This is a genomic window from Comamonas sp. E6 (assembly GCF_001010305.1).
Lineage (GTDB): Bacteria > Pseudomonadota > Gammaproteobacteria > Burkholderiales > Burkholderiaceae_C > Comamonas > Comamonas thiooxydans.
Genome location: NZ_BBXH01000009.1, coordinates 147,037 through 169,866 on the forward strand (window position 1 = coordinate 147,037; position 22,830 = coordinate 169,866).

The window sequence follows — 22,830 nt, forward strand, 5'->3', positions numbered from 1 at the left end:
CACCTAGGAGGAAAAAATGCACCGCATCACCATTCACGCCCTCACCTGCAGCGTGCTGGCCCTGATCGGCTCGCAGGCCCTGGCGGCCGCCGAGCTGGGCACGCAAGCCGTGGCAACAGGGCTGGAGCACCCCTGGGCACTGGCCTTCTTGCCAGACGGACGCTATCTGGTCACGGAGCGCCCCGGCCGCATGCGCATTGTGGAGGCCGGGGGCAGGCTCAACGCCCCTCTCAAAGGCCTTCCCGCCATCGCCGCAGCCGGGCAAGGCGGCCTGCTGGACGTGGTGCTGGACAGCGACTTTGCCAGCAACCGCCAGCTCTATTTCTGCTTCTCGGAACCGGGTCAGGGAGCGGACCGGGGCAAGAACAGCACGGCCATGGCCAAAGCCCGACTCTCAGCCGACGCCAGCGCCCTGGAAAACGTGCAGATTCTGTTCAGCCAGCGCCCCAAGATCGATTCGGCCCTGCACTTCGGCTGCCGCATCGTGGAGCGCAAGGTGAACGGCAAGCCCGACGGCTCGCTTTTTCTGAGCCTGGGCGAGCGCTACAAGGCCATGCAGGAGGCCCAGAACCTGCAGACCCATCTGGGCAAGATCGTGCGCGTCAACAAGGATGGCAGCGTGCCTCGCGACAACCCCTTTGCGGGCAGGCCCGATGCGCTGGCCGAAATCTGGAGCTATGGCCACCGCAACAGCCAGGGCGCCACACTGGGGCCGGATGACGAACTCTGGATGACAGAGCATGGCCCGCAGGGCGGCGATGAACTCAACCGCATCGAGCCAGGCAAGAATTACGGCTGGCCCGTCATTACCTATGGCGAAAACTATGGCGGCGGCAAGATCGGTGCCGGCATCACCGAAAAGACGGGCATGGAACAACCCCGGCATTACTGGGTACCGTCCATCGCTGCTTCGGGACTCGCCTATCTGAGCAGCGAGCGCTATGGCGTGGCCTGGAAAGGCTCCTTCATCACGGGTGCGCTCAAGGCCATGCAGCTGCAGCGCCTGCAGATTGCCGATGGCAGGGTCACCGCCACCGAAGTGCTGCTGCCGCGCCTGGGCCAGCGCGTACGCGATGTGCGCCAGGGACCGGACGGCCTGCTGTACCTGCTCACCGATTCATCCAATGGGCAATTGATGCGCGTGCTGGCAACGCCTTGAGCTTAGATCAGCGCAGCACGCCGCGGCTTTTGAGCCAGTAGAGATAGCCCACTATGCAGAGCCAGAAGATGGCCTCTCCCAGCCACAAGCCCAGCGACAGCATATCGACCTGGCTGCCGAGCCTGCTGACATACCAGAACATGCCAGCCTGGCTGACCACGCCGAGCACCACGTAAAGAGCGCCCAGCAGCAAAGCTGCGCGATTGCGCGTCCACAGCAGCCACACCAGCGTGAAGCACATGGCCGAGTTCAGCGCCAGCATGGCCTGCAGCACCAGCGCCCACTGAATCCTAGCGCCAGTACGCCAGCCGTCGGAGAAATCGGCCTCCAGCAACATCCACCCGCTCATCAGGCCAAGAAAGCCGAACAGACACATCAACAGGGCCAGCCCTTTGCCATAGGGCTGCTCCCACAGAACTTGCTTTGCTGTCATCCGTCCACTGTCCCTGTCTGATTCAAAACATCTGAGGGCCCGCCATGCTCACCCGGGCAACCAAGGAGCCACAGTGTGCCATCGCGCCCCTGGTTTCGCGCCACAATCGGCAGCAGTACAGAACAGGCGCTCATATGCTCAATGCCTTGTGGCTCGGTTTTTTTCTCGTGGCAGCAGTGGCTGCCCTCGCGCAGTGGCTGCTGGGCGGTCAGGCAGATGTGTTCTCATCCATGGTGCAGGCTCTATTTGCCATGGCCAGGCTGTCGGTCGAAGTGATGGTGCTGCTGTTTGGCACGCTCACGCTGTGGCTGGGCTTTCTGCGCATTGCAGAAAAGGCGGGCGTGGTCGAATGGCTGGCAAAAATGCTGGGCCCACTGTTTGCCAAGCTCATGCCCGAGGTGCCGCGCGGTCACCCAGCACTGGGCCTGATCACGCTGAACTTTGCCGCCAACGGCCTGGGGCTGGACAACGCGGCCACGCCCATGGGCCTCAAGGCCATGCGTGCGCTGCAGGAGCTGAACCCGCAGCCCGACACCGCGACCAATGCGCAGATTCTGTTTCTCGTGCTCAATGCCTCGTCGCTGACGCTGCTGCCGGTCACCATCTTCATGTACCGCATGCAGCAGGGTTCGGCCGATCCGACGCTGGTCTTCCTGCCGATTCTGCTGGCCACTTCCGCCTCTACGCTGGTGGGCCTGTTCAGCGTCGCACTCGTGCAGCGGCTGCCCCTGTTCAGTCCCGTGGTGCTGGCCTACCTGCTGCCCGTGGGGCTGGCGCTGGCAGCCTTTATGGCCTTTCTGGCCACGCTCAGCGCGGCGGCGCTGGCCCAGCTTTCCTCGCTCATGGGCAACCTCACGCTGTTTGCGCTGATCGTGCTGTTCGTGGGCGTGGGCGCGCTGCGCAAGGTGGCCGTGTACGACAGCTTTATCGAGGGGGCCAAGGAGGGCTTCGATGTGGCCAGGAACCTGCTGCCCTATCTGGTCGCCATGCTTTGCGCCGTGGGCGTGTTTCGCGCCTCGGGGGCACTGGAATATGCGCTGTCGGCCATCCGCTGGACGGTGGACGTCCTGGGCGTGGACGCCCGCTTTGTCGATGCCCTGCCCACGGCGCTGGTCAAACCCTTTTCGGGTAGCGCGGCCCGCGCGATGCTGATCGAGACCATGCAAAGCCAGGGCGTGGACAGTTTTGCGGCTCTGGCCGCAGCCACGATTCAGGGCAGTACCGAAACCACGTTCTACGTGCTGGCCGTGTACTTTGGTGCCGTGGGCATTCAGCGCGCGCGCCATGCCGTGCCCTGCGCGCTGGTGGCCGAGCTGGCCGGCGTGGTGGCGGCCATCGTGGTTTGCTATCGCTTTTTTGGTTGATGTCCGGGAAACCGCATGACAGCTTCAGATCCCCTCTTAGAACGCTCCTGGGGGCGAGCCTGGCAGGCGCTTCACGCCACGCCGCCCCAAGGCCTGCAGCAGGCCATTCTTGCCGCCTATGCCGAGCCACAGCGCCACTATCACACTCTGCAGCATCTGAGCGAATGCCTGGCGCATTTCGAAACCGTGGCGTACCAGGCCCGGCACCCAGGCGAAGTGGAGATCGCGCTCTGGTTCCATGACGCCGTCTACGACGTCAAGGGCAAGGACAATGAGCTGCACAGCGCACGCTGGGCTGTCCAGGTCCTGGACGACAACGGCGTGGGCGAGGCCACCTGCCAGCGCGTGCACGCCCTCATCATGGCCACCTGTCATGAATCCACGCCCGAAGACGATGAGGCCCGGTTGCTCGTGGACATCGACCTGGCCATCCTCGGCGCCGCCCCCGGCCGGTTTGCCGAGTACGACACCCAGGTGCGGGCCGAATACGCCTGGGTGCCACGCCCAATCTATGCGCTCAAGCGAAGGCAGGTGCTAAAGGGCTTTCTTCAGCGCACGGCCATCTACGCCACCTCGCACTTCCACGCCCTGCTGGAGCAGCAGGCCCGCAGCAATCTGCAGCGGGCCGTGGCCTAGGACGGGCGGGCGTCGTCATTCGCGCCATGGCCTGACGCTATTGCGTGCGGCCCACCACGAGGCGCACCGCCACATAGTCCTCCAGCGGCTTGTCGCTGGGAGCGGCCCAGGCAGCGCGCGTCGCCTCCGATGCCGGCAGATTGATGGCCACTCCCGTCGGCGGCACGGGCTTCATGAACCACTTGTCGTAGAGCGCGGCCACTTCGCCGCTGGATGCCAACTCGCGGATCTGGGCGTCGAACAGCTTCTTGAATTCAGGCGACTTCCTGTCCAGCATGATGGCAATGGGCTCCACGCTGAAGGGCTCGCCCACGATGGCGTACTGCCCCGGATCACGCAGCCGCGACAGTCCCGACGCCAGGATCTGGCCGTCCGCCACACAGGCATCCGCGCGGCCCGTCTCCAGCAGGATGAAGCATTCGGCATTGTCCTTGGCCATCAGCACATTGAAGTCCACGCCCTTTTCCTTGCTGAAGCGCCTGAGCAGGGTCACGGCCGTGGCGCCCGTGGTCGCGGCCACGTTGCGTCCCTTGAGCTGCGCCACCTCGGTGATGCCCGAGCTCTTGCGCACGGCCGTGCGCACCTCCTCCATGTAGACCGTGGGTGCGAACGCCACCTCCTTCTGGCGTGCCGCATTGTTGGTGGTAGTGCCGCATTCCACATCCACCGTGCCGTTGGCGACCAGGGGCACGCGGTTTTGCGCCGTCACCATCTGATAGCGGATCTCCAGCCGCGGCAGCTTCAACTGCTGCTGCATGCGTGCCAGCGCCTTCTCGCACAGCTCCACATGAAAGCCCGCGTACTTGCCGTTGCCCAGGGTGTAGGACATGGTGCCCGAGGCCTCGCGCACGCCCATGGTCACCACACCCGTATCCCTGATCCTGTCCAGCGTCTCGGCCTGCGCTGCGCCGGCCAGGCAGGCGGCCACCCCCATGACGATATGGCTCAATATGACTTTCATCGTTCAATCCTTTTTGTTCTTGCCTGGAGAAAAACACCGTTTTGCGGGCGCTGCGGGAACAGGCCCGGACGCATCTCGCTGCCTACTTGGCGAACAGCTGGCTCATGTCCTTGAAAGCCTTGAACTCCAGCGCATTGCCGCAGGGGTCGAGCAGGAACATGGTGGCCTGCTCGCCCACCTGGCCCTTGAAGCGGATATAGGGCTCGATGACGAATTCGGTGCCAAAGGACTTGAGGCGCTCGGCCAGGGCTTCCCATTGCGGCCATGCGAGCACGATGCCGAAGTGCGGCACCGGGACGTCGTGACCGTCGACCGGATTGGTGTGTGCGCTGTCCTGGGAGACAGTCTTGGGATGCTCGTGAATCACCAGCTGGTGGCCGTAGAAGTCGAAGTCCACCCACTGCGTGCTGGAACGCCCCTCGGGCAGGCCGAACACTTCGCCATAGAAACGGCGCGCCGCGGGCAGGTCATACACGGGAATGGCCAAGTGAAAGGGAGACAGGCTCATGGGGAAACTCCGGAAATCGTTATGGGGTCGAGGGAAAAGCCTGCGGGCAAGGCCTGGCTGCGTCGGACCTCGATGTCCGGCGTCGCTACGGGCCCGGCACATGCCTGAGACTGCAGCCATCGTAAAAAGCCTTGATGAAAAACAAAATCAATATATTTTTCTCAAATACACAAATAAAATTTATGAATGTTGAAAGAGCTGAACACCTTCATCGCCGTGGCCCGAGAAGGCACCTTCGCCGCGGCGGGCGACCGGATAGGTTTGACGCAAGCCGCTGTCAGCGCGCAAATGCAGCGCCTGGAAAGTGAATTGGGGTTCGCCTTGTTCGACCGCATCGGTCGCACGGCCCGCCTGAACAAGATGGGGCAGCAGGTGCTGCTGCAAGCGCAGGAGCTGCTGCGGCTGTACGCCAACCTGGGTTCTTCGGGACAGGGGCAGCCCGCCAGCATTTCCGTGCAGCTGGGCTCCATCGCATCGCTGCAGCGTTCACTGCTGCCCGATGCGCTGGCCAGACTCCACCAGCAGTTCCCCCAATGCCGCACGCGCATCATTCCCGGCGTGTCGCTGCAACTGATGAATCTGGTGGATGCAGGCGAGCTGGACATGGCCGCGCTGATACGCCCGCCCTTTGCGCTGCAAAGCGATCTGCGCTGGACGGCGCTGGCGCACGAGCCTTTCCGGCTGCTGGTGCCGCGCGCCACCCGGGGCGACAACTGGGCCGAGCTGCTGGCCAGCCAGCCCTTCATACGTTACGACCGAGCCTCGTTCGGCGGCCGTCAGGTGGATCGCTTCCTGCGCAGCATGCACTTCACGCTGAAGGAAGTGTGCGAAGCCGACGAGCTGGAAGCCATCGTCAAGCTGGTGTCCAACGGCGTGGGCGTGGCCCTGGTTCCCCAGACCGCGGCGCAGCGTCGCTGGCCCGCGGCCGTGCGCGCCATCGACCTGGGGGCGCACACCTTCCACCGCGACGTTGGCCTGGTGCATCGCGCAGAGCGGCACCTGAGCGAGCCGGCGCGGGTGCTCATCGCCCTGCTCACCGAGCTCGCCAGGCGCAGCCTGCCGCAGGAGCGCTGATGCGGCTCAATTGAACGGCTACGCTTAGCTTTCGGGAACCAGATTGCTGCCGTAGTCGTAGAGATCGCCCAGAATCTCCTCGCCGCGCTCGTCCACGGATTCCGACAGCGCATCGATCATGGTGAACATCTGCTCCGCCGTGCGCGCCCCGCCCTGTCCTTCGATCAGGCAGGCTGCACGGTGCTGCTCCCAGCGCTGCAGCTCCCCGGCATCGAGCGTCTGAGGGAAATTGCGCGCACGGTAGCGCCAGGCCAGCTCTGTCAGGCGTGCATCGTCAAAGCCGGTCTTGTCCAGCGCCAGCTCCTGGGGCGAGAGGCGCTTGATGCGCTCCAGACGGCGACGGTCCTCATTGCCCACAAAGCCGCCATACAGATCCTGGTCGGCATCCAGCGGCTCGCCCGCCTCGCGCGTGAAGACGGCCTTCCACTGCGCGCTCATATCGGGCAGATCGCGGGCAACCGCCGCATGCTGCATCGCCAGCTCCATGTCCACGCCCCATTTTTCGGCCATCGCGGGACTCAGGGTCTTGAGGCTTCCCACCACCATGGGCGACTTGTTGACGTGGATGCTCTTGATGGGCAGACGGGTCACGCCCTCGGGCAGCTCGGCCTGACGCGTGAACAGGCGCAGGCGCAGCTCTTCGATGCTGATGCCCGAAAGCTCGGTCGGGTCCGCCGCCAGATCCCAGCAGATGACTTCGTTCTTGTTGGTGGGATGGGTGGCCAGCGGCCACATCACGCCCAGACAGCCACGCGCGGGGCTGATCATGCCGGTCACATGCAGAAACGGGCGCGCGTGCTCCTGCGTGGCGGGCAGGCCCATCTCGCGCAGAGCGCCGTCCTTTTTATGCAGACCAAAGGCAAAGTCAAACAGGCGCGGCTGCTTTTCGCGAATCAGTCGGGCCAGAGCAATCGTGGCGCGCACATCACTCAGCGCATCGTGGGCCTGCTCGTGCAACAGTCCATTGGCGCGGGCCAGGTCTTCCAACCTGAAGCTGGGCGTACCGTCTTCCTTGGTCGGCCACTGAATGCCTTCAGGACGCAGCGCATAGACCATGCGCACCACGTCGAGCAAATCCCAGCGGCCGCAGCCGTTCTGCCATTCGCGCGCATAAGGGTCGATGAGATTGCGCCAGAACATGAAGCGCGTGATCTCGTCGTCGAAACGAATGGTGTTGTAGCCCACGCCCACGGTGCCGGCCTGCGCCAGTTCGGCCTCGATCAGCGCTGCAAACTCATGCTCCGGAACACCCTCCTCCAGCGCCCGCTGGGGCGTGATCCCCGTGATCAGACAGGATTGCGGGTCGGGCAGATAGTCATTGGCCGGCTGGCAGTACCACATCACGGGCTCGCCGATTTCGTTGAGCTGGTCATCCGTGCGTATGCCCGCAAACTGCGCGGGACGGTCGTAGCGCGGCTGGGCGCCAAAGGTTTCGTAGTCGTGCCAGAAGAAGGTATGAGCCATGGGCCCGAAGTATGCCTGCGAACCGGCACAGCTTGCGGCTCAGTCCATCAACTTAAAGCCTTTTTGGCCTTTAACGCTTATGGATAAAACGCAAGCAGCTATCAATATGATTGTTTGAGCTACTCCCATTTCAAACCAAATTTATGCAGAAATTTGCGCAGCCGGTCTGCATCGTTGACCAGGCTTTTTTTACTGGCGCACCTGCTCAAACAACTTGCGGCCCGCATCGGACAGCGTGGTCGATGCGCGGCAGACGGTGATGACGGGCTGCAGCTGCAAGCGGTCAAACAGAAAGTGATGACGGCCAACCTGATTGCCACCGGGCGCGAGATGCTTGCCAGGCCTTGCCAGGCCATGTGGAAGTCGTGAACTGCCACCACAACGATGTGCAGAAGGAGCGTCACTTTGGCGAGGATGTGCTCGTCACCCGCAAGGATGCGGTAAGCGCCAGGCGCGGCGAGACGGGCATCATCCCCGGCAGCATGGGCGCGTGCATCTACATCGTGCGGGGCATGGGCAACCCCGAGAGCGTTGAAAGCTGCAGCCACCACGCGGGCCGCGTGAGGAACCGCACCAAGGCCAAGACGCTGCACTCGGTGGTCGGTCGGATCAAGGCCACGGAAGGCATGATCGACGGGATCCCGATGGCCTACAAGGACATCGATGCCGTCATGGCCGCCCAGAAGGAGCTGGTGGAAGTGCACCATACCCTCAGCATCAAGGGTTGAATGAGGCGGGAACATGGACTCACGCCTCATTGCCAGAAAGAAGGTCCATCGTGCAAGCCATTGAACAGAAAGCCATTCCGGGCGCACACCTGCTATTGGAAGTCATGTGCGCCGCCGCACTCCAACAAAGGCACGATATGACGGTGCTGCTTGCCGGAGAGTCGGGCAAGCCAGGCTGGGGCGTCACCTCGCCCAATAGCAACCAAGACTTGCTCATTTAGCAGGTTGTGCGATAGCGAGCAGAGGATGCAGGCTCTGAAAACGAGTAGGCACAAGAGTTAAGCTCAGCGCCCGAGAAGTGCATATGCTCAAGCCTGGAGCAAGGTGCAAGCAGCGAGTCGGTTTTGTTGGAGAGTTGAATGAATGGTTCCGCAATAGCGGCACTACTACCGGTGATTGCGTTGATCGGTACGGGGTTTGGCTTGGCGCGTGTCGGGCTGGTGCGGCAGGCAGCAGTCAAGGACATGTCCAACCTTGTGTTCCTACTGCTTCTGCCTGCACTGCTGTTTCGCACCATGGCTCAGGTCCATGTCGGCGAATTGGATTACCGTCCGATTGGCGTGTATTTCCTATCGGCCATCATCGTATTCGTGACAACGATGCTGGTCTACGGCTTCAACACTCTGGCTGCGGCGCGCGGATTGGCCAGCATGTTCAGCAATGCAGCCATGATCGGCGTACCGCTCGTGGGCCTGGCCTTTGGCGAGCAGGGGCTGGTGACACTGTTCACCCTGATCTCGGTGCATGCCCTGGTATTGCTGACGGCCGCGACCATGGTGTTCGAGCTGGCATCCTCCCGTGAACAGCACGCGGACGACACCCACAACAAACGGTCCATGGGACGCACTGTCTGGCAGGCAGTGCGCAATAGCGTCATTCACCCCGTGCCTTTGCCGATTCTGGCTGGCCTGCTGTGGTCATTGACAGGCTGGCCTCTGCCAGACGTGCTTGATACCTCACTCAAGATGCTGGGCTCGGCCATGGGTCCCATGGCGTTGCTGCTCGTCGGCGTCACGCTGGCCTACACCAGGATCGGAGCTTACTGGCGACCCGCGATGCGCATCACGCTGGTCAAGTCACTGGTGCACCCACTTGTGTTTCTCATCTGCGCCTGGGCACTTCAACTGCGCGGCCCGGCCATGGGCGTGATGCTGATCTGCTCGGCCTTGCCTGTGGGTGCCAACGCACTGCTCTTCACCCAGCGCTACCGGGTTGCCGAGGATGAGGTGGTGGCCAGCATCGCCCTCTCCACACTGCTGGCCCTGGTGACCATGCCGCTGCTGCTGATGCTGCTGCACGTCCTGCATGGGACATAGTCATCAAGATAGTCCTCGGCGCATATCCACCCTGACTCAATCGGAGCTCGGTCTTGCTCTGCCGACGCATGGCACTCCGGCATTGGCTGAAACATGGCAGTGAACCGAGTGGGAGCCAGCGAAAGTTGGGGCAGATCTCGACCTACCCTGAAGAAAAGCTTGGCTTTGGCGTCCAGGCGGCTACGCCAAAGCGCAGGACGGGATGACGCAAATCTGTAGACAAGAAACAGCGCTCATACAGTTCGGCAAGGAGGAAGAAGGCAAGGACTCGGGCTCTGTCGCTCAGAAGCCGCAATCACTCATAAAAAGGTGCCTCTGGAACTTGCAAAAAGTTACACTTTGAATGCATGGACACAAACTGACACGAGCTCTCAAACTGAAAGCATTGGCTGCTAAAGGAGGCGCGCGAAATGGATCGTTTGAAAATTTCCACCCGGCTGACTTTCTCGTTCATGACATTGATGGTGCTGATACTAGTGCTGGGAGGGGTTGCACTTTGGGGGTCGTCGACTCAGCGCTCAGCCCTCACCGACATCACCCAGAAGCAAATCCCGATCATTCGCACTCTGAACACCATCACGGATGGCGCCAATGAACAGGCAATTCAGTTCCGCAACCTCGCGATCTTTTCCACGGAGACGCTCCAGGCCTCGGCACGTGCCATGATTCAGAAGACCCGCACGGAGCTGGCTGCAGAAATGGACTCCCTGGGCAAGCACACTCACTCGGGCCTGGGCCAATCGCTGCTGGAGGAACTGAAGCTGCGCCGTCTGGCCTTCCTCAAATCCGGCGATGAATTTCTTGGACTGATCGATCAGGGCCAAAGAGATGAAGCTCTGAGGCTGCTGGAAACCCAGCTGCGCCCCAACCAGCTCGAATATCAGCGGGTCATCCGCAGCATGCTGGATCACCAGACCCAAAGCTCCGACGTGGCCAGCCAGAAGGCAGAAACTGCTGCCGACAACCTGTTCCAGGAAGTGTTGGCGACAAGTGCAATCGCCATTCTTCTAGCGGTGACCCTTGCCATCACGATCACTCGCTCCATCACCCGCCCCCTGTCCCAGGCCATGGCAGCAGCCGACCGAGTGGCCAGAGGTGATCTCAGCGGCCAGATCACGGTGAAATCTCAGGATGAAACCGGTCAACTGCTGAGTGCGTTGCAACGCATGCAACACAGCCTCGTGAGCACGGTGTCGGCGGTGCGCGGCAATGCTCAGGGAGTTGCTTCGGGCAGCGCTCAGATCGCCATGGGCAATAACGACCTATCCAGCCGCACAGAAGAGCAAGCAAGTGCTCTTGAGCAAACTGCTGCGTCCATGGAGCAGTTGAGTGCGACGGTCAAACAGAATGCCGACAACGCACGCCAGGCCAATCAGATGGCAGTGAATGCATCCTCTGTGGCTACACAGGGCGGTGAAGTGGTCGCAGAGGTAGTGGAGACCATGAAGAGCATCAATGAAAGCAGCCACAAGATTTCCGACATCATCGCTGTCATTGATGGCATCGCTTTCCAGACCAATATTCTGGCTTTGAATGCCGCCGTCGAAGCTGCCCGCGCCGGCGAGCAAGGACGAGGCTTTGCAGTGGTGGCAAGCGAAGTACGGGCTCTGGCTGGACGCTCGGCTGAGGCCGCCAAGGAGATCAAGCAGCTCATTACCACCAGTGTCCAGCGTGTGGAGCAGGGTTCCTTGCTCGTGGACAAAGCTGGCGAGACCATGACCGGTGTGGTCACCGCCATTCGGCGCGTCACCGACATCATGGGTGAAATCAGCGCTGCCAGCCATGAGCAAAGCTCGGGCATGGCCCAGATTGGGGAAGCCGTCACCCAAATGGATCAAACCACGCAGCAGAACGCAGCCTTGGTCGAGGAAATGGCCGCCGCAGCCAGCAGCTTGCACAACCAAGCACAGTCCCTGGTCGAAGCGGTGGCAGTCTTCAAGTTGTCGGAGCACGAGCAACATGCCTCTGCCGCAATGCAGGCAGCGTCGGTCAACCCAACAAAAACGGCCACAGTGGCAAAGGTACCGGAGTCGCCTCCAAAGCCCCTCATGGCCACCAAATCCCCTGTGCTGCGTCGCCCGGTTGCTATCGCTGGAACACAGCAGGCCACGAATAAGAATGGCGATGACTGGGAAACTTTTTGAGGGTGCTTCCGAGCGGATCCGTGAGCAAAGGCGGTGAGGCGTCAAGTCTGCCGCTTCTTGAACCTATCGGTGTCGTTGCATAACTCAGTGCTTTGCAGCAGATATGCGTAGACGATGAGCGACTCCACACACCAAGACCTGCTGCCAGCGGCTCCTTGGGAGCATTACAACGGCCGGCCCTACGTGATGCCCGCCAGTCATCATCTCTGACAGCAACTCTGTTTTTATTCGAGACGATGACAGATCGGGATTCAGGGGGAAGCGCCTCCCCGCACTAGCGCAGACATCCAAGTACTCGCATATCCCCGCCGGCTGCGGCGGCACTTCGCAGTTCACAGATTGCCATCATGGCCAGTTGGTTCGGGGTCCGGCTGGTCGCTCCACGCAAGGTGCAAGTTACGCGTTTCACGGAACGTGTACAGACGTTTTACAGTTCCACCCGAGCTTCGCGCCGTACGGCCTGTGGCGGCATGCCGAAGCCACGCAGGAAGGCTTCGCGCATATGGCGGCGGTCACGAAAGCCTGTCTCCCGAGCAATCACCTCCAGCGGATGCCGACTGCTTTCAATCATCAGCCGCGCGGCTTCTAGCCGAAGGCCCTCCACGGCTTTGGCGGGGGACTGGCCCGTCTCGGCCGTGAACACCCGGCTGAACTGGCGTGGACTCAAGCTTGCAGCTTCGGCCAGCTCTTCCACACTCAGTGCTTGAGAAAGGTTGCGCCGTGCATGCTCCAACGCCTGCTGGATACGGTCTGACTTGGGTGCCAGCTTGAGCATCTCCGAGTGCTGTGACTGTCCGCCCGAGCGGCGCTGGTGCATGACCAAGCGATGTGCAACCGACCGTGCAACCTTCGCGCCCAGATCTTTTTCCACCAGCGCTAACGCCAGGTCGATCTCCGCTGTCATACCGGCAGAGGTCCAGATCGGTCCGTCGGCGATGTAGATGCGGTCGGCCTCAATCTGCGCCTGTGGGTGGCGCTGCTGCAAGGCCTCGGCCCAATACCAGTGTGTGGTGGCGCGGCGCCCGTCAAGCAGGCCCGCGTCGCCCAGCAGGAAAGCGCCCGTGCACAGACCAGCCACGCGCCGCGCGGATACCGCCACCTTGCTAAGTAACCGGATCAGTTCCGGTGCCGGAGCGACGTCCCTTGGAGTGAGGTTGCCCGCAACCAGCCAGGTGTCTGCCCTGCTGTGTGCGGTGAGGGGCTTCGCCTGCAATGCAAGCCCTGCCGAAGCTCGGGCCGTACCACTCATCGCATAGGTCTCCACCTCATAAAAGGGCTTCTCCACCATCAGGTTGGCGAGTTCGAACACCGCCTGGGTAGCCAGCGCCATGACTTGGAAGCCTTCCGGCAGCATGTAACCGATGCGGTGCATAAGAAACGTCCTTTCCAATGTCCTTTTTCATGACTATATACGTCATTTACGACAAACCCCGCACATCGCACCATTCATGCCATGGACAACATCCGTCAACCTCAAGGAGTTTCACCATGGCACAAACCCATCTCGGTACCGCCCTCATTACTGGGGCATCCAGCGGCATCGGTGCGCTATATGCAGAAAAGCTCGCTCAGCGTGGCTATGACCTGATCCTGGTCGCCCGCAATCGCGAACAGCTGAACGCGCTGGCGAGCAGCATCAGCACACGCACCGGCCGTGCGGTAGAAGTCCTGCCGACCGACCTGAACGACCGCAATGAACTGGCACGCGTGGAAGAGCAATTGCGCACGGACGCCAGCATCACCTTGCTGGTCAACAACGCGGGCATGGGTACACATACGCCCTTGCTGCACAGCAACGTTGAACAGATGACCCGCATGGTCGATCTGAATGCCACGGTGCCCATGCGGCTGGCCTATGCGGCGGCTCCTGGCTTCGTGGCTCGCGGACGTGGAGCGATCATCAACATTGCGTCCATCGTCGCTATCTCCCCTGAGACCCTGAATGGCGTCTACGGTGCCAGCAAGGCTTTTGTACTGGCCTTCAGTCAGTCGCTGCAGCATGAGTTGACTGACAAAGGTGTTCGGGTGCAGGCAGTGTTGCCTGGTGCTACGGCCACGGACTTCTGGGCCATCGGTGGATTGCCGGTAGAGAACCTGGATGCAAGCATCGTGATGAGCGCCGAAGACCTCGTCGATGCAGCACTGCTGGGGTTTGAGCGAGGAGAAAAGGTCTCCATCCCCTCGCTGCATGCTGGCGAGAAGTGGGATGCCTATGAGGCCGCCCGCCGAGCTATGGCAGGCCAGTTGTCCAGCAACATCGTTGCCCAGCGCTACGCCACCGCGCACTGACTATCGCAAGGAGCCTAAGTCATGAAAGCCGTTATTGCAGCTTATGCGCGCTCGCCATTCCAATTCGCCCGCAAAGGCCGCCTCGCCGAAGTGCGGCCGGACACGCTGGCAGCCCAGGTCGTACAGGGTTTGTTGAAGCGCTCGGACCTCGATCCTGCACTATTGGAGGATGTGATCCTCGGCTGCGCCTACCCCGAGGCCTCGCAAGGCAACAATCTGGCGCGTATCGTCGGCCTGCTGGCCGACCTGCCCGAAACCGTGGGCGGCATGACCGTGAACCGGTTTTGCGGCTCGTCGATGCAGGCCGTGCATATTGCCGCAGCGCAGATCGAGGCCGGCATGGGCGACGCCTTCCTCTGTGTGGGCGTGGAGTCCATGACGATGGTTCCGCAGGGCGGCTTCAACTTTTCCCCGAACCCGCTGTTGCAGGCAAATACCGACGCCTATATTTCAATGGGCGAAACGGCGGAAAACGTGGCGCAGAGATGGGGTGTAAACCGCGCCGACCAGGAGTTGCTGGCACTGCAATCCCATCTGAAAGCCGCCGCTGCCCGCGACCAGGGTCTGCTGGTCGATGAAATCGTGCCTATTCTTTTACCGGGCGGAGAGCTGCTGGATGCCGACGGCTGCATACGCCCGGCCACCACACTGGAGGCCCTGGCCGGGCTCAAGCCCGCCTTCAGGCCTGATGGCGCGGTCACGGCGGGCACATCGTCGCCGTTGACCGACGGTGCTGCGGCCGTACTGGTCACCCGAGACGATTTTGCCGAACGCCATGGTCTGCAGGCACTGGCGCGCATCCGCAGCTTCGCGACCGTGGGAGTGGACCCAGCGATCATGGGCATAGGCCCGATCCCTGCCACGCGCAAGGCGCTGGCCCGTGCAGGTCTCACTGTGGCCGATCTGGATGTGTTGAGATCAACGAAGCTTTTGCGTCGCAGGCGCTAGCCTGCATCCGAGACCTCGGCCTGGACATGGCGACCGTGAATATTGACGGCGGCGGGCTGGCGATCGGTCATCCACTGGGGGCCACTGGTGCGCGCATCACAGGCAAGGCAGCTGCCTTGCTTGCACGACGGCAGGGACGATATGCCCTGGCCACCCAATGCATCGGCGGTGGGCAAGGGATTGCTACGGTACTTGAGAGACCGTGAGCTCGTATCGACAGAGACCAAGACTTCAACTCCACTCAAGGAAACCGTGATGCTCCGTAGCACCGAAACCCTGGACAGTCTGCTTGAACGCCAGCGCGGCACACTGCCCGATACCTTTGGCGCGCGGCCGCTGGCACTTGCCGAAGGCCGCATGACCATGGAGCTGACTATTGCGCCGTGGATGATGGCTCCCAATGGCTTTCTACATGCCGCCACTCAGGTGATGCTGGCCGACACCTGCGCCGGCTATGCGACCCTGGCGCATCTACCGGAGGGTGCAAAAGGATTCACGACACTGGAGCTGAAATCCAACTTCCTTGGTACTGCGAAGCAAGGAATCTTGCGCGTGGAGGCCGTGGCCGAACATCTGGGAAGGACAACGCAGGTGTGGTCGGCCACCTTGTTCGATGACAAGGGGCGCAGGCTATCGCTATTCCGTTGCTCGCAGATCGTGCTCTGGTGACTGGGCCCTTGCCGCGCTTGAGTCAGCAGCCTGAAAACATCTGACAGAAATCGATGGCACCCTGAGCGCGGGCGGAGCTCGGATACCGCACAGCGCGCAGGTCAGGCTTTCGCCATGACCTGCGATCCGCGCCAACAGCGCCCCCCCTGTGCGAAAGTCAGCCGAGCCGACGCACAAGACGCGCCCCCGAACTCGCAGGAACCAGAATACCTGCACCGTACGTTCCGGCAGCTATGCGCTCAACGCGAGCTCCGCCATGAGTTTCACGCTGGGGCTGCGGCTCTATGGCGGTACACAAAATCTCTTGGCACTTCCCGCCGCTTCATGAAGCGCAGCCATGCGCCGCTGCTGTGCCACGATTTCCACCCGACCGGTGGCGCCGAACTCGAGACCGTGATCGGCGACACCAGAGGCATGCTGCCATCCTTTACTTCAACGAGGCGCGGGGGGCGTGAGCTAGCTTGCCTCGATCAGGCCCATCAGGACCTGACCCACATCGGCCTCCACCTTGAAAGCCAGCAATGCATCGGCCCTTGTCACGCCTTGATTGATGGCCACGATGGACTTGCCCTGCTCATGCGCTGCCAGCGCAAATCGGTAACCCGAATAGACCATCAATGAAGAGCCGGCGATCAGCACGGCGTCGGCCCTGGCCACAGCCGCCATGCAGGTCTGCACGCGTTCACTCGGCACGGTCTCGCCAAAGAACACCACATCGGGCTTGATCAGGCCTGTCCCGCAATGTGGGCAGGCCGGCACGACAAAGCGGCTGAAGTCCTGGTTTTCCAGATCGGCGTCGCCATCGGGCGCCGGTGCTGCATACAGTTCAACCCAGGCCGGGTTCAGCGCCAGCAGCCGCTGCTGCAGATCGGCGCGGGCAGAGCGCTTGTCGCAGTCCATGCAGCGCACGGTGTCAATGCGCCCGTGCAGGTCCACGATGTTCAGGCTGCCGGCCGCATCATGCAGGCCATCGACATTCTGGGTGATCAGCAACTCCAGCCGGCCTTGCTGCTCCAGTCGCGCCAGTGCCTGATGGGCGGAGCCGGGCCGCGCCTGCCCCATCACGCGCCAGCCCAGCATGGAACGCGCCCAGTAGCGCTGACGCACCAGCACATCGCCCATGAAGGCCTGATAGGTCACGGGCTGGGGGCGCTTCCACTGTCCGTTGCGGTCACGATAGTCAGGGATGCCGACTTCGGTGCTGCAGCCGGCGCCACCAATGACCACCACACGCGGATGCGCATGCAGCCAGTCTTGCAGGCGCCACAGCGCCAGAGCATCCACACAATGGTTCACGGTTTCACTCATTACAGCAGCGGCGACGTCAATCGGGCCACGGAACCGACCAGCCGTCGCCGCAGACCTTTTTCGCTGCGATATTGCACCATTCGAGCCTGGCCCAGGTCGGCCTCGAACTGCGCAGCGATGGCCTGATTCAGCTCTGGCCCGTAGCCGATCACACAGACCTCGTAGTTGAGGAAAAAGCTGCGATAGTCAAAATTGGCCGTGCCGATCATCGCCATATTGTCATCGACCACCAAAGTCTTGGAGTGCAGCATGCTGGCCGCATATTCATAGATATGCACTCCACAGCGAATCAGCTCGTCAAAATAGGAACGCGCAGCGGCCGTCACCAATAGCGAATCAGACTTCTTCGGCACCAGAATGCGGACCTCCACACCGCGCAGTGCAGCATTGGTGAGAGCCGTCAGCGCGCCTTCGGTCGGCACAAAGTAAGGCGTGGTCAGCAAGATGCGTTGCTGTGCCGCGTTGATGGCCGCCAGATAGGAGCGGTAGATGGCGTCCAGTTGGTCGTCAGGCCCCGAGGTCACGACCTGCATGGGGATGGGGCCGTCTTCGCAATCGGGCAGCAGATCGTCAAGATCGTTGGGCAGCCGGTGCGGATCGTCGCTGCGGGTGTAGGCCCAGTCCTCGAGAAACACTGTCTGCAGCCAGTTGACGACGGAGCCTTCGACCCGGATATGCACGTCATGATAAGCATCGTCACAAATGCGTTCGTTCTCTTCATCGGTGACGTTCACGCCACCCGTAAAGCCCACTTTTCCATCGCAGACCAGAATCTTGCGGTGGGTACGGAAGTTGACCACGGGTCGCAGCCGACGCCCTATCTTGGCATCGTGAAAGCGCAGCACCTCAGCCCCGGCCTGCTGCAGCGGCTCCAGAAACTTTCGCCCCAGCTTCTTGGAGCCCAGAGCATCCACCAGCAAACGCACCTGCACGCCTGCACGTGCTTTCTCGATCAGCAAATCACGCAAGGCCGTGCCGGTCTGATCGGGCTCGTAGATGTAGTACTCCAGATGCACATGGTGGCGTGCTGCGTTCACGGCATCGGCAATCGCATCAAAGGTCGCCGCGCCACCCACCAGCAACTGCATGGAAGTGGCCGTGCTTACCGGGAAATCGCTGGTCATGCCAACCAGCCGTGCCACCTGACGCAGGCGCTCCTGCTGGGCCGGAATGCGTTCCCTGAGCTTTTGCATGCTGTTGCGCACACGCGAACGCTTGCGCGAGCGCAGCCGCTTGATACGCTGGCGCTTCATGCGTTGCGGACCGAAGTAGTAATAGACCAGCAGACCCACCACAGGTAACGCTGCCATGGACAACAGCCAGCTCAGCGTGGCAATCGGCTGGCTGCGCTGCAGCAAAATCCAGATGCCTACCACGACGACATACAGCGACCAGCCCACGGACAGCCAGAGCTTGACGCTCTCGTGGCTCAGCTGCATTGCTATCCAGTCCAATTGCACACTCCTGTTGTTCGATGAACCATCACCACCATGCCCTCGCAGTATGGCAGCGGCATGGCAGCCTGCGGTGGCCCGCCTGCCCGGGGAAACACCCTCCAGCAGGCGCCATGCTTTTGTACTGCGCTACAAAGAGTATATTGATACGCATGATTTCCGAACTCATCACGACTCTGGCCCAGGCCCGCAAGGCCGCCCGCATCACCCAGGCCGATCTGGCCGAACGTGCCGGCCTGTCACGCATGGCCGTACAACGCACTGAAACCGGCGACGTAGACCCGCGCTTTTCCACTCTGCAGGAAATGGCCCGTGTGCTGAATATGGAGCTGATTGCCGTGCCGGCCGAGCTGCACGCCCAGGTGCTGGCACTGATTCAGCCTCAGACCGGCCAGACGGCTGCAACCGACCGCATCGCCAGTCCGGTGACCGGCCAGGATTCGCAATGAAGTCTTACGTATTGTTAACTTGAGAACCCTATTTGCTCGGCAACAATGGCCCGAGGTTTTTTTGCGCGACATTCAGAGGTTTGAGAGATGACGATTCACAACTGGGATTACGCACCAGAGGCACTGGAGGTACAGGTCAGCGAATTGTTGCTAGCCACGGCAGATCGAAGCGACGAACTGGTCGATGAAAGCGTGCGCCTGGTCCTGCAGGAGCTGCGCCAGCACCTCAATATGGAGGTGATTTTTGTCTCCGAGATCCGCAACGGCCAGCGCATGTTCCAGCATGTCGATACCGCCCCCGGCAAGGAATTGATTGCCACTGGCGGCGGCGGTCCCCTGGAAGAGTCGTTTTGCCAGTGCGTGCTCGACGGCATACTGCCCGGCCTGGTCCAGGATGCGACCAGCCACCCTGCCTTTGCCAAGCTGCCTGCAACTCCTTTTCGCGTGGGCGCCCATCTGAGCACGCCCATCGTGCTGGCCAGCGGCAAGGTCTACGGCACGCTGTGCTGCTTCAGCCAGGCGGCCGATGAAAGCCTGACGGCCAAGGACCTGCAAAAACTCGAATGCGTGGCCAGGATCACGGCCAGGCGAATCGATATCAAGCAGGCCCGGCAGCTCCAGCCGGCCGAAGAAAATCGCACGCCTTGCGGCCCGGCTTCTCCCGGAAAGCTCTGAAAACCAGCTCTCCGGGAAAAAGCTGCGTCAGTTCACCGCCACGCAGACCTGGCGCTGCTCGCCCAGCCCATCGGCACCCAGCCGCACCACATCGCCGGGCCTGAGAAAGACGGGCTCCGGCTTTTGTCCCAGACCCACGCCCGCAGGCGTTCCGGTGAGAATCACATCGCCGGCCTCCAGCGTCATGAACTGGCTGATATAGCTGATGATCTCGGGCACGCCAAAGATGAAATTGCTGGTATTGCTGCTTTGCATGCGCTGGCCGTTCACTTCCAGCCACAGGCCCACGCGATGCGGATCGGTAATTTCGTCGGCCGTCACCAGCCAGGGGCCCAGCGGCGCAAACGTGTCATGGCTCTTGCCTTTGGTCCAGGTGCCGCCACGCTCCAATTGCCAGCCGCGCTCGGACACATCGTTGGCCAACAGATAGCCGGCCACATGGGACAGAGCCTGCGCCTCGGTCACGCGCCGCGCGCGGCTGCCGATGACAACGCCCAGCTCCACCTCCCAGTCGACCTTGTCCGCGCCCTGCGGAATCTGCACCGCATCGCCAGGACCGCAGATCGCCGTCACGGCCTTCATGAACAGCACGGGTTCGCCCGGCGCTGGCAGTCCGGCCTCGGCCGCGTGGTCAGCATAGTTGAGGCCCGCACAGACCAGCTTGCCCACCTGTGCCACGGGGCAGCCCAGGCGTGGCCTTCCGTCAACCTTGGGCAAACGGCTCCAGTCCGTATGCCGTATGCGCTCCAGCGCATCGGGACCTAGCTGGCCCGGGCCCCAATCGGGCACCAGGGCCGATGCATCACGCAGCACGCCGTCGGCGTCCAGCACGCCCGGGCGCTCCGCACCCGCGCTGCCATAGCGAAGCAGTTTCACGATGGTTGTCTCCTTATGAATCGGTCAGTGTCGCCCTCTAAGGCCTTCATCATGCAATATCGAACAGGCGGCCCCAGCCCTTGACGGCGGAAGGATCACGCCCGGCCGCGCGCAGCATGCCCCAGACCGTGGTACTCACGGTATCGAGCAGCGGCACTCCCCAACGGCGCTCCACCTCTTCGGCCAGGTGCGCAGCGCGCAAATTGGTGCAGTAAGTCACGACGGCGCCAGGTTTGCCTTCTTCGATCACGTTGCCGATGAGTTGCAGCAGTTGCTCAGGCTCCACCAGCGCAAAGCTGTGGTTGACCGAGATGTCCAGATGGCGCTCTGCCGTGGTCTCGACGCCTGCGGCGCGGTAGTTGTTGATGATGCATTGCTGCACGTCCGCCGTGTACGGGCTGACGATGGCCAGCTTCTTCACGGAGAGCTTTTCCATCAGCTGATTGAGTGCCAGGATGGCCGTCGTGGCCTTGATGCCAGTGCGCTCGGTAATACGCTCGCACAGCCGCATGTCGGTCTCAAAGCCGCGCCATCCTGCGGCCGTGCCGCTCCAGCCGATCACATCCACCTTGGCATCGGCCAGCAGCTCGGCGGCGGCCAGGATCTTGCTGTCATCAAACTGATTCAGTGCCCCCTCGGCCAGCGAAATCTCAGTCACCGTGAAGCGCGAAAAATGGGCCGAGCAGTTGCCGGCACTGGCAGCCAGCGCGCTGGTCAGAGGCTCCAGCGCGGTGTTGGAAGAAGGCGTGAGCACGCCCAGGCATGTCGTAGTTGCAGTCATCTTGTTTGTCTCCGTTGTATGGCCAACCGGCAAACCGGTTGGCCGGCATTGTTCACCTCACTCGAATAAACGTCAACAATATTGTTGACAATAAATCAAAGTTCAATCACTCAAAGTTATCTATCAAGAAAGTCTTCACTTCGTCACCGCCTTTCGCCTCACAGCATATTTCAGAGAAAAATTCCCAAATAGGTGTTTACGATATTGTTGACAATATTGTCGACATTTAGATTTCGACCTCACATCGAACAACCAACCAACCGATGGAGCGAGACCCGAGATGCAAAACCCAACCACACTTGCCGCGCCACAGGCGGCGGCAGCGCCGACCAAGGTGCGCTGGAAGATCTTCCTGATGATGCTTTTCCTGATCGCGGTCAATTACATTGACCGCGCATCGCTGTCCGTGGCCATGCCCATGATCGCCAAGGAGTTCGATCTCAGCCCTGCCGTTCAGGGCCTGCTGATGAGCTCCTTCTTCTGGACCTATGCCTTCATGCAGATTCCCGGCGGCATGCTGGCCGACCGTTTCGGCCCACGCGTGGTCATCGTCTGCTCCACCCTGGGTTGGGGCTTCTTCCAGGCCATCGCCGCAGCTTGCACCGGCTGGGTGTCGCTGCTGATCACCCGTCTGGGTCTGGGCGCCTCCGAGGCCCCCATCTACCCCGCAGGCGGCAAGCTCAACGGCATCTGGATGACCCAGAACGAACGCGGCCGCGGCGCCACACTGCTGGACGGTGGCGCACCTCTTGGTGCCGCCTTGGGTGCGCTGATCATCGCCGGCCTGCTGACCCACTTCGACTCCTGGCGCGTGTCCTTCGTCGTCGCGGGCGTTGGCACCATGATCGCGGGTGTCTTTGCCTGGTGGTATATCCGCAACCATCCCCGTGAGCACGCAGGCGTCAATGAAGCCGAAGCTGCCTTCATCGAGGAAGCACATGCCGCCGACCTCGCCGCCGAGCCCGCCCATGCCAGCGGCAAGGTGATGGACTTCTTCAAGTACCGCTCGGTATGGGGCATGTTCTTCGGCTGGATGTGCTTCAACGCGTTGTTCTACGGCCTGCTGACCTGGATGCCCACCTACCTGTCCAAGGTGCATGGCATGGACATCAAGCAGATGGGCGGCGCCGTGTTCATCATGTTCTTCTCCGGCTTCGTCGGTGAGATGGTCGGCGGCTGGATTGCCGACAAGTGGAAGGCTGCGGGCGCTTCGCAAGCCAAGGTGCTGCGCACGCTGTTCGGTATCGCCTCGATCATCGCCACCATCGCCATCTACAACGTGGCCCGCTTCAAGGACCCCGTGACCATCGTGATCCTGCTGTCGGTAACGCTGTTCTTCCTGCGCTGGTGCGGTCTGTTCTGGTGCGTTCCTTCCATTCTGGGCACCCGCAAGCGCGTCGGCTTCCTGGGTGGCGTCATGAACCTGGGCGGCAACTTCGCCGGCATCGGCGTACCCATTCTGGTGGGCGTGATCGTGCAGGCCACCGGCTCCTACGACATGGCCATGATGCTCTTCGCTGCCGCGGGCGCAGGCCTCTTCGTCTGCTCGTCGATCGTGATCGACTACAGCAAGAAGATCCCGGTCTAAGTACCG

At 61.8% G+C, this 22,830-nt stretch carries 21 protein-coding genes and 3 pseudogenes; 14 read left to right on the plus strand and 10 right to left on the minus strand.

Features of this window, described 5'->3' with window-relative positions:
* Positions 1 to 16: 16 nt before the first annotated feature.
* Complete coding sequence (locus tag CSE6_RS08930) at positions 17 to 1,159, plus strand: PQQ-dependent sugar dehydrogenase (protein WP_059440354.1); 1,143 nt, start codon at positions 17 to 19, stop codon at positions 1,157 to 1,159.
* Between the two features lie 7 nt (positions 1,160 to 1,166).
* On the opposite strand, the gene CSE6_RS08935 is transcribed toward CSE6_RS08930, so the two are convergent.
* Positions 1,167 to 1,592: a hypothetical protein gene (locus tag CSE6_RS08935; protein WP_034358413.1), complete on the minus strand. Its 426-nt coding sequence runs from the start codon at positions 1,590 to 1,592 to the stop codon at positions 1,167 to 1,169.
* A 134-nt stretch (positions 1,593 to 1,726) separates the two neighbouring features.
* On the opposite strand from CSE6_RS08935, the gene CSE6_RS08940 reads away from it, so the two are divergent.
* Together CSE6_RS08940 and CSE6_RS08945 are read left to right on the plus strand one after the other, a co-directional pair.
* A complete protein-coding gene (locus CSE6_RS08940) occupies positions 1,727 to 2,956 on the plus strand; it encodes a nucleoside recognition domain-containing protein (protein WP_059440395.1) in 1,230 nt (409 codons plus the stop codon).
* A gap of 15 nt (positions 2,957 to 2,971) precedes the next feature.
* Positions 2,972 to 3,592, plus strand: a complete 621-nt coding sequence (locus tag CSE6_RS08945; RefSeq protein WP_059440355.1) for an N-methyl-D-aspartate receptor NMDAR2C subunit — start codon at positions 2,972 to 2,974, stop codon at positions 3,590 to 3,592.
* A gap of 37 nt (positions 3,593 to 3,629) precedes the next feature.
* On the opposite strand, the gene CSE6_RS08950 is transcribed toward CSE6_RS08945, so the two are convergent.
* Both CSE6_RS08950 and CSE6_RS08955 read right to left on the minus strand, forming a co-directional pair.
* Positions 3,630 to 4,553, minus strand: a complete 924-nt coding sequence (locus tag CSE6_RS08950) for an amino acid ABC transporter substrate-binding protein (protein ID WP_059440356.1) — start codon at positions 4,551 to 4,553, stop codon at positions 3,630 to 3,632.
* Between the two features lie 82 nt (positions 4,554 to 4,635).
* Entirely contained in the window at positions 4,636 to 5,061 is a 426-nt protein-coding gene (locus tag CSE6_RS08955; protein WP_034358420.1) for a VOC family protein, read from the minus strand.
* A gap of 186 nt (positions 5,062 to 5,247) precedes the next feature.
* On the opposite strand from CSE6_RS08955, the gene CSE6_RS08960 reads away from it, so the two are divergent.
* Complete coding sequence (locus CSE6_RS08960) at positions 5,248 to 6,135, plus strand: LysR substrate-binding domain-containing protein (RefSeq protein ID WP_034377639.1); 888 nt, start codon at positions 5,248 to 5,250, stop codon at positions 6,133 to 6,135.
* Between the two features lie 24 nt (positions 6,136 to 6,159).
* Here CSE6_RS08960 and sbcB read toward each other — a convergent pair whose 3' ends face one another.
* Both sbcB and CSE6_RS26445 read right to left on the minus strand, forming a co-directional pair.
* Entirely contained in the window at positions 6,160 to 7,599 is a 1,440-nt protein-coding gene (gene sbcB, locus CSE6_RS08965; protein WP_059440357.1) for an exodeoxyribonuclease I, read from the minus strand.
* A gap of 119 nt (positions 7,600 to 7,718) precedes the next feature.
* A pseudogene (locus CSE6_RS26445) lies at positions 7,719 to 7,890 on the minus strand (sigma 54-dependent transcriptional regulator); the annotation flags it as partial.
* On the opposite strand from CSE6_RS26445, the pseudogene CSE6_RS08975 reads away from it, so the two are divergent.
* The 4 genes and pseudogenes from CSE6_RS08975 to CSE6_RS08985 form a co-directional block, all read left to right on the plus strand.
* Positions 7,888 to 8,327 (plus strand): annotated as a pseudogene (locus tag CSE6_RS08975) (RtcB family protein); the annotation flags it as partial. The pseudogenes CSE6_RS26445 and CSE6_RS08975 overlap by 3 nt on opposite strands.
* Before the next feature lie 50 nt (positions 8,328 to 8,377).
* Positions 8,378 to 8,548: a hypothetical protein gene (locus CSE6_RS26040; protein ID WP_193751111.1), complete on the plus strand. Its 171-nt coding sequence runs from the start codon at positions 8,378 to 8,380 to the stop codon at positions 8,546 to 8,548.
* Positions 8,549 to 8,686: 138 nt separating this feature from the next.
* Positions 8,687 to 9,643: an AEC family transporter gene (locus CSE6_RS08980; RefSeq protein WP_059440359.1), complete on the plus strand. Its 957-nt coding sequence runs from the start codon at positions 8,687 to 8,689 to the stop codon at positions 9,641 to 9,643.
* A 410-nt stretch (positions 9,644 to 10,053) separates the two neighbouring features.
* Positions 10,054 to 11,787 carry a methyl-accepting chemotaxis protein gene (locus CSE6_RS08985; RefSeq protein ID WP_059440360.1) on the plus strand — a complete coding sequence of 578 codons (1,734 nt, stop codon included), beginning with the start codon at positions 10,054 to 10,056 and terminating at the stop codon, positions 11,785 to 11,787.
* A gap of 427 nt (positions 11,788 to 12,214) precedes the next feature.
* Here the strand turns inward: CSE6_RS08985 and CSE6_RS08990 are convergent, their stop codons facing one another.
* On the minus strand, positions 12,215 to 13,159 hold the full coding sequence (locus CSE6_RS08990; RefSeq protein WP_034358435.1) for a GlxA family transcriptional regulator: 945 nt from the start codon (positions 13,157 to 13,159) through the stop codon (positions 12,215 to 12,217).
* A gap of 116 nt (positions 13,160 to 13,275) precedes the next feature.
* Between CSE6_RS08990 and CSE6_RS08995 the strand changes: the two genes are divergently transcribed.
* The 3 genes and pseudogenes from CSE6_RS08995 (at position 13,276) to CSE6_RS09005 (ending at position 15,693) form a co-directional block, all read left to right on the plus strand.
* The gene (locus CSE6_RS08995) at positions 13,276 to 14,076 is read left to right on the plus strand and encodes an SDR family oxidoreductase (protein WP_034409869.1); all 801 of its coding nucleotides are present in this window, start codon (positions 13,276 to 13,278) and stop codon (positions 14,074 to 14,076) included.
* Positions 14,077 to 14,097: 21 nt separating this feature from the next.
* A pseudogene (locus tag CSE6_RS09000) lies at positions 14,098 to 15,230 on the plus strand (acetyl-CoA C-acyltransferase).
* Between the two features lie 49 nt (positions 15,231 to 15,279).
* Positions 15,280 to 15,693, plus strand: coding sequence for a PaaI family thioesterase (locus CSE6_RS09005; protein ID WP_034358441.1), 414 nt, complete (start codon positions 15,280 to 15,282; stop codon positions 15,691 to 15,693).
* Between the two features lie 456 nt (positions 15,694 to 16,149).
* Here CSE6_RS09005 and CSE6_RS09010 read toward each other — a convergent pair whose 3' ends face one another.
* Together CSE6_RS09010 and cls are read right to left on the minus strand one after the other, a co-directional pair.
* A complete protein-coding gene (locus tag CSE6_RS09010) occupies positions 16,150 to 17,001 on the minus strand; it encodes an NAD-dependent protein deacetylase (RefSeq protein ID WP_034377651.1) in 852 nt (283 codons plus the stop codon).
* Positions 17,001 to 18,440, minus strand: a complete 1,440-nt coding sequence (gene cls, locus CSE6_RS09015) for a cardiolipin synthase (protein ID WP_059440361.1) — start codon at positions 18,438 to 18,440, stop codon at positions 17,001 to 17,003. The genes CSE6_RS09010 and cls overlap by 1 nt, the downstream gene beginning before the upstream one ends.
* A gap of 167 nt (positions 18,441 to 18,607) precedes the next feature.
* Here cls and CSE6_RS09020 point away from each other — a divergent pair, with 167 nt between their 5' ends.
* Together CSE6_RS09020 and CSE6_RS09025 are read left to right on the plus strand one after the other, a co-directional pair.
* The gene (locus tag CSE6_RS09020; protein ID WP_034358448.1) at positions 18,608 to 18,904 is read left to right on the plus strand and encodes a helix-turn-helix transcriptional regulator; all 297 of its coding nucleotides are present in this window, start codon (positions 18,608 to 18,610) and stop codon (positions 18,902 to 18,904) included.
* 87 nt (positions 18,905 to 18,991) lie between these two features.
* Positions 18,992 to 19,579, plus strand: a complete 588-nt coding sequence (locus tag CSE6_RS09025; RefSeq protein ID WP_034377654.1) for a GAF domain-containing protein — start codon at positions 18,992 to 18,994, stop codon at positions 19,577 to 19,579.
* A 27-nt stretch (positions 19,580 to 19,606) separates the two neighbouring features.
* Here CSE6_RS09025 and CSE6_RS09030 read toward each other — a convergent pair whose 3' ends face one another.
* Complete coding sequence (locus tag CSE6_RS09030) at positions 19,607 to 20,455, minus strand: fumarylacetoacetate hydrolase family protein (RefSeq protein WP_034377655.1); 849 nt, start codon at positions 20,453 to 20,455, stop codon at positions 19,607 to 19,609.
* 49 nt (positions 20,456 to 20,504) lie between these two features.
* Complete coding sequence (locus CSE6_RS09035) at positions 20,505 to 21,236, minus strand: aspartate/glutamate racemase family protein (RefSeq protein WP_059440362.1); 732 nt, start codon at positions 21,234 to 21,236, stop codon at positions 20,505 to 20,507.
* A gap of 280 nt (positions 21,237 to 21,516) precedes the next feature.
* Here CSE6_RS09035 and CSE6_RS09040 point away from each other — a divergent pair, with 280 nt between their 5' ends.
* Positions 21,517 to 22,824, plus strand: a complete 1,308-nt coding sequence (locus tag CSE6_RS09040; RefSeq protein ID WP_034409885.1) for an MFS transporter — start codon at positions 21,517 to 21,519, stop codon at positions 22,822 to 22,824.
* Positions 22,825 to 22,830: the final 6 nt, after the last annotated feature.

Coding starts and splice junctions, on each gene's coding strand:
- CSE6_RS08930 (WP_059440354.1), top strand. CDS start 17: ATGCACCGCATCACCATTCACGCCCTCACCTGCAGCGTGCTGGCCCTG.
- CSE6_RS08935 (WP_034358413.1), bottom strand. CDS start 1,592: ATGACAGCAAAGCAAGTTCTGTGGGAGCAGCCCTATGGCAAAGGGCTG.
- CSE6_RS08940 (WP_059440395.1), top strand. CDS start 1,727: ATGCTCAATGCCTTGTGGCTCGGTTTTTTTCTCGTGGCAGCAGTGGCT.
- CSE6_RS08945 (WP_059440355.1), top strand. CDS start 2,972: ATGACAGCTTCAGATCCCCTCTTAGAACGCTCCTGGGGGCGAGCCTGG.
- CSE6_RS08950 (WP_059440356.1), bottom strand. CDS start 4,553: ATGAAAGTCATATTGAGCCATATCGTCATGGGGGTGGCCGCCTGCCTG.
- CSE6_RS08955 (WP_034358420.1), bottom strand. CDS start 5,061: ATGAGCCTGTCTCCCTTTCACTTGGCCATTCCCGTGTATGACCTGCCC.
- CSE6_RS08960 (WP_034377639.1), top strand. CDS start 5,248: ATGTTGAAAGAGCTGAACACCTTCATCGCCGTGGCCCGAGAAGGCACC.
- sbcB (WP_059440357.1), bottom strand. CDS start 7,599: ATGGCTCATACCTTCTTCTGGCACGACTACGAAACCTTTGGCGCCCAG.
- CSE6_RS08980 (WP_059440359.1), top strand. CDS start 8,687: ATGAATGGTTCCGCAATAGCGGCACTACTACCGGTGATTGCGTTGATC.
- CSE6_RS08985 (WP_059440360.1), top strand. CDS start 10,054: ATGGATCGTTTGAAAATTTCCACCCGGCTGACTTTCTCGTTCATGACA.
- CSE6_RS08990 (WP_034358435.1), bottom strand. CDS start 13,159: ATGCACCGCATCGGTTACATGCTGCCGGAAGGCTTCCAAGTCATGGCG.
- CSE6_RS08995 (WP_034409869.1), top strand. CDS start 13,276: ATGGCACAAACCCATCTCGGTACCGCCCTCATTACTGGGGCATCCAGC.
- CSE6_RS09005 (WP_034358441.1), top strand. CDS start 15,280: ATGCTCCGTAGCACCGAAACCCTGGACAGTCTGCTTGAACGCCAGCGC.
- CSE6_RS09010 (WP_034377651.1), bottom strand. CDS start 17,001: ATGAGTGAAACCGTGAACCATTGTGTGGATGCTCTGGCGCTGTGGCGC.
- cls (WP_059440361.1), bottom strand. CDS start 18,440: ATGCAGCTGAGCCACGAGAGCGTCAAGCTCTGGCTGTCCGTGGGCTGG.
- CSE6_RS09020 (WP_034358448.1), top strand. CDS start 18,608: ATGATTTCCGAACTCATCACGACTCTGGCCCAGGCCCGCAAGGCCGCC.
- CSE6_RS09025 (WP_034377654.1), top strand. CDS start 18,992: ATGACGATTCACAACTGGGATTACGCACCAGAGGCACTGGAGGTACAG.
- CSE6_RS09035 (WP_059440362.1), bottom strand. CDS start 21,236: ATGACTGCAACTACGACATGCCTGGGCGTGCTCACGCCTTCTTCCAAC.
- CSE6_RS09040 (WP_034409885.1), top strand. CDS start 21,517: ATGCAAAACCCAACCACACTTGCCGCGCCACAGGCGGCGGCAGCGCCG.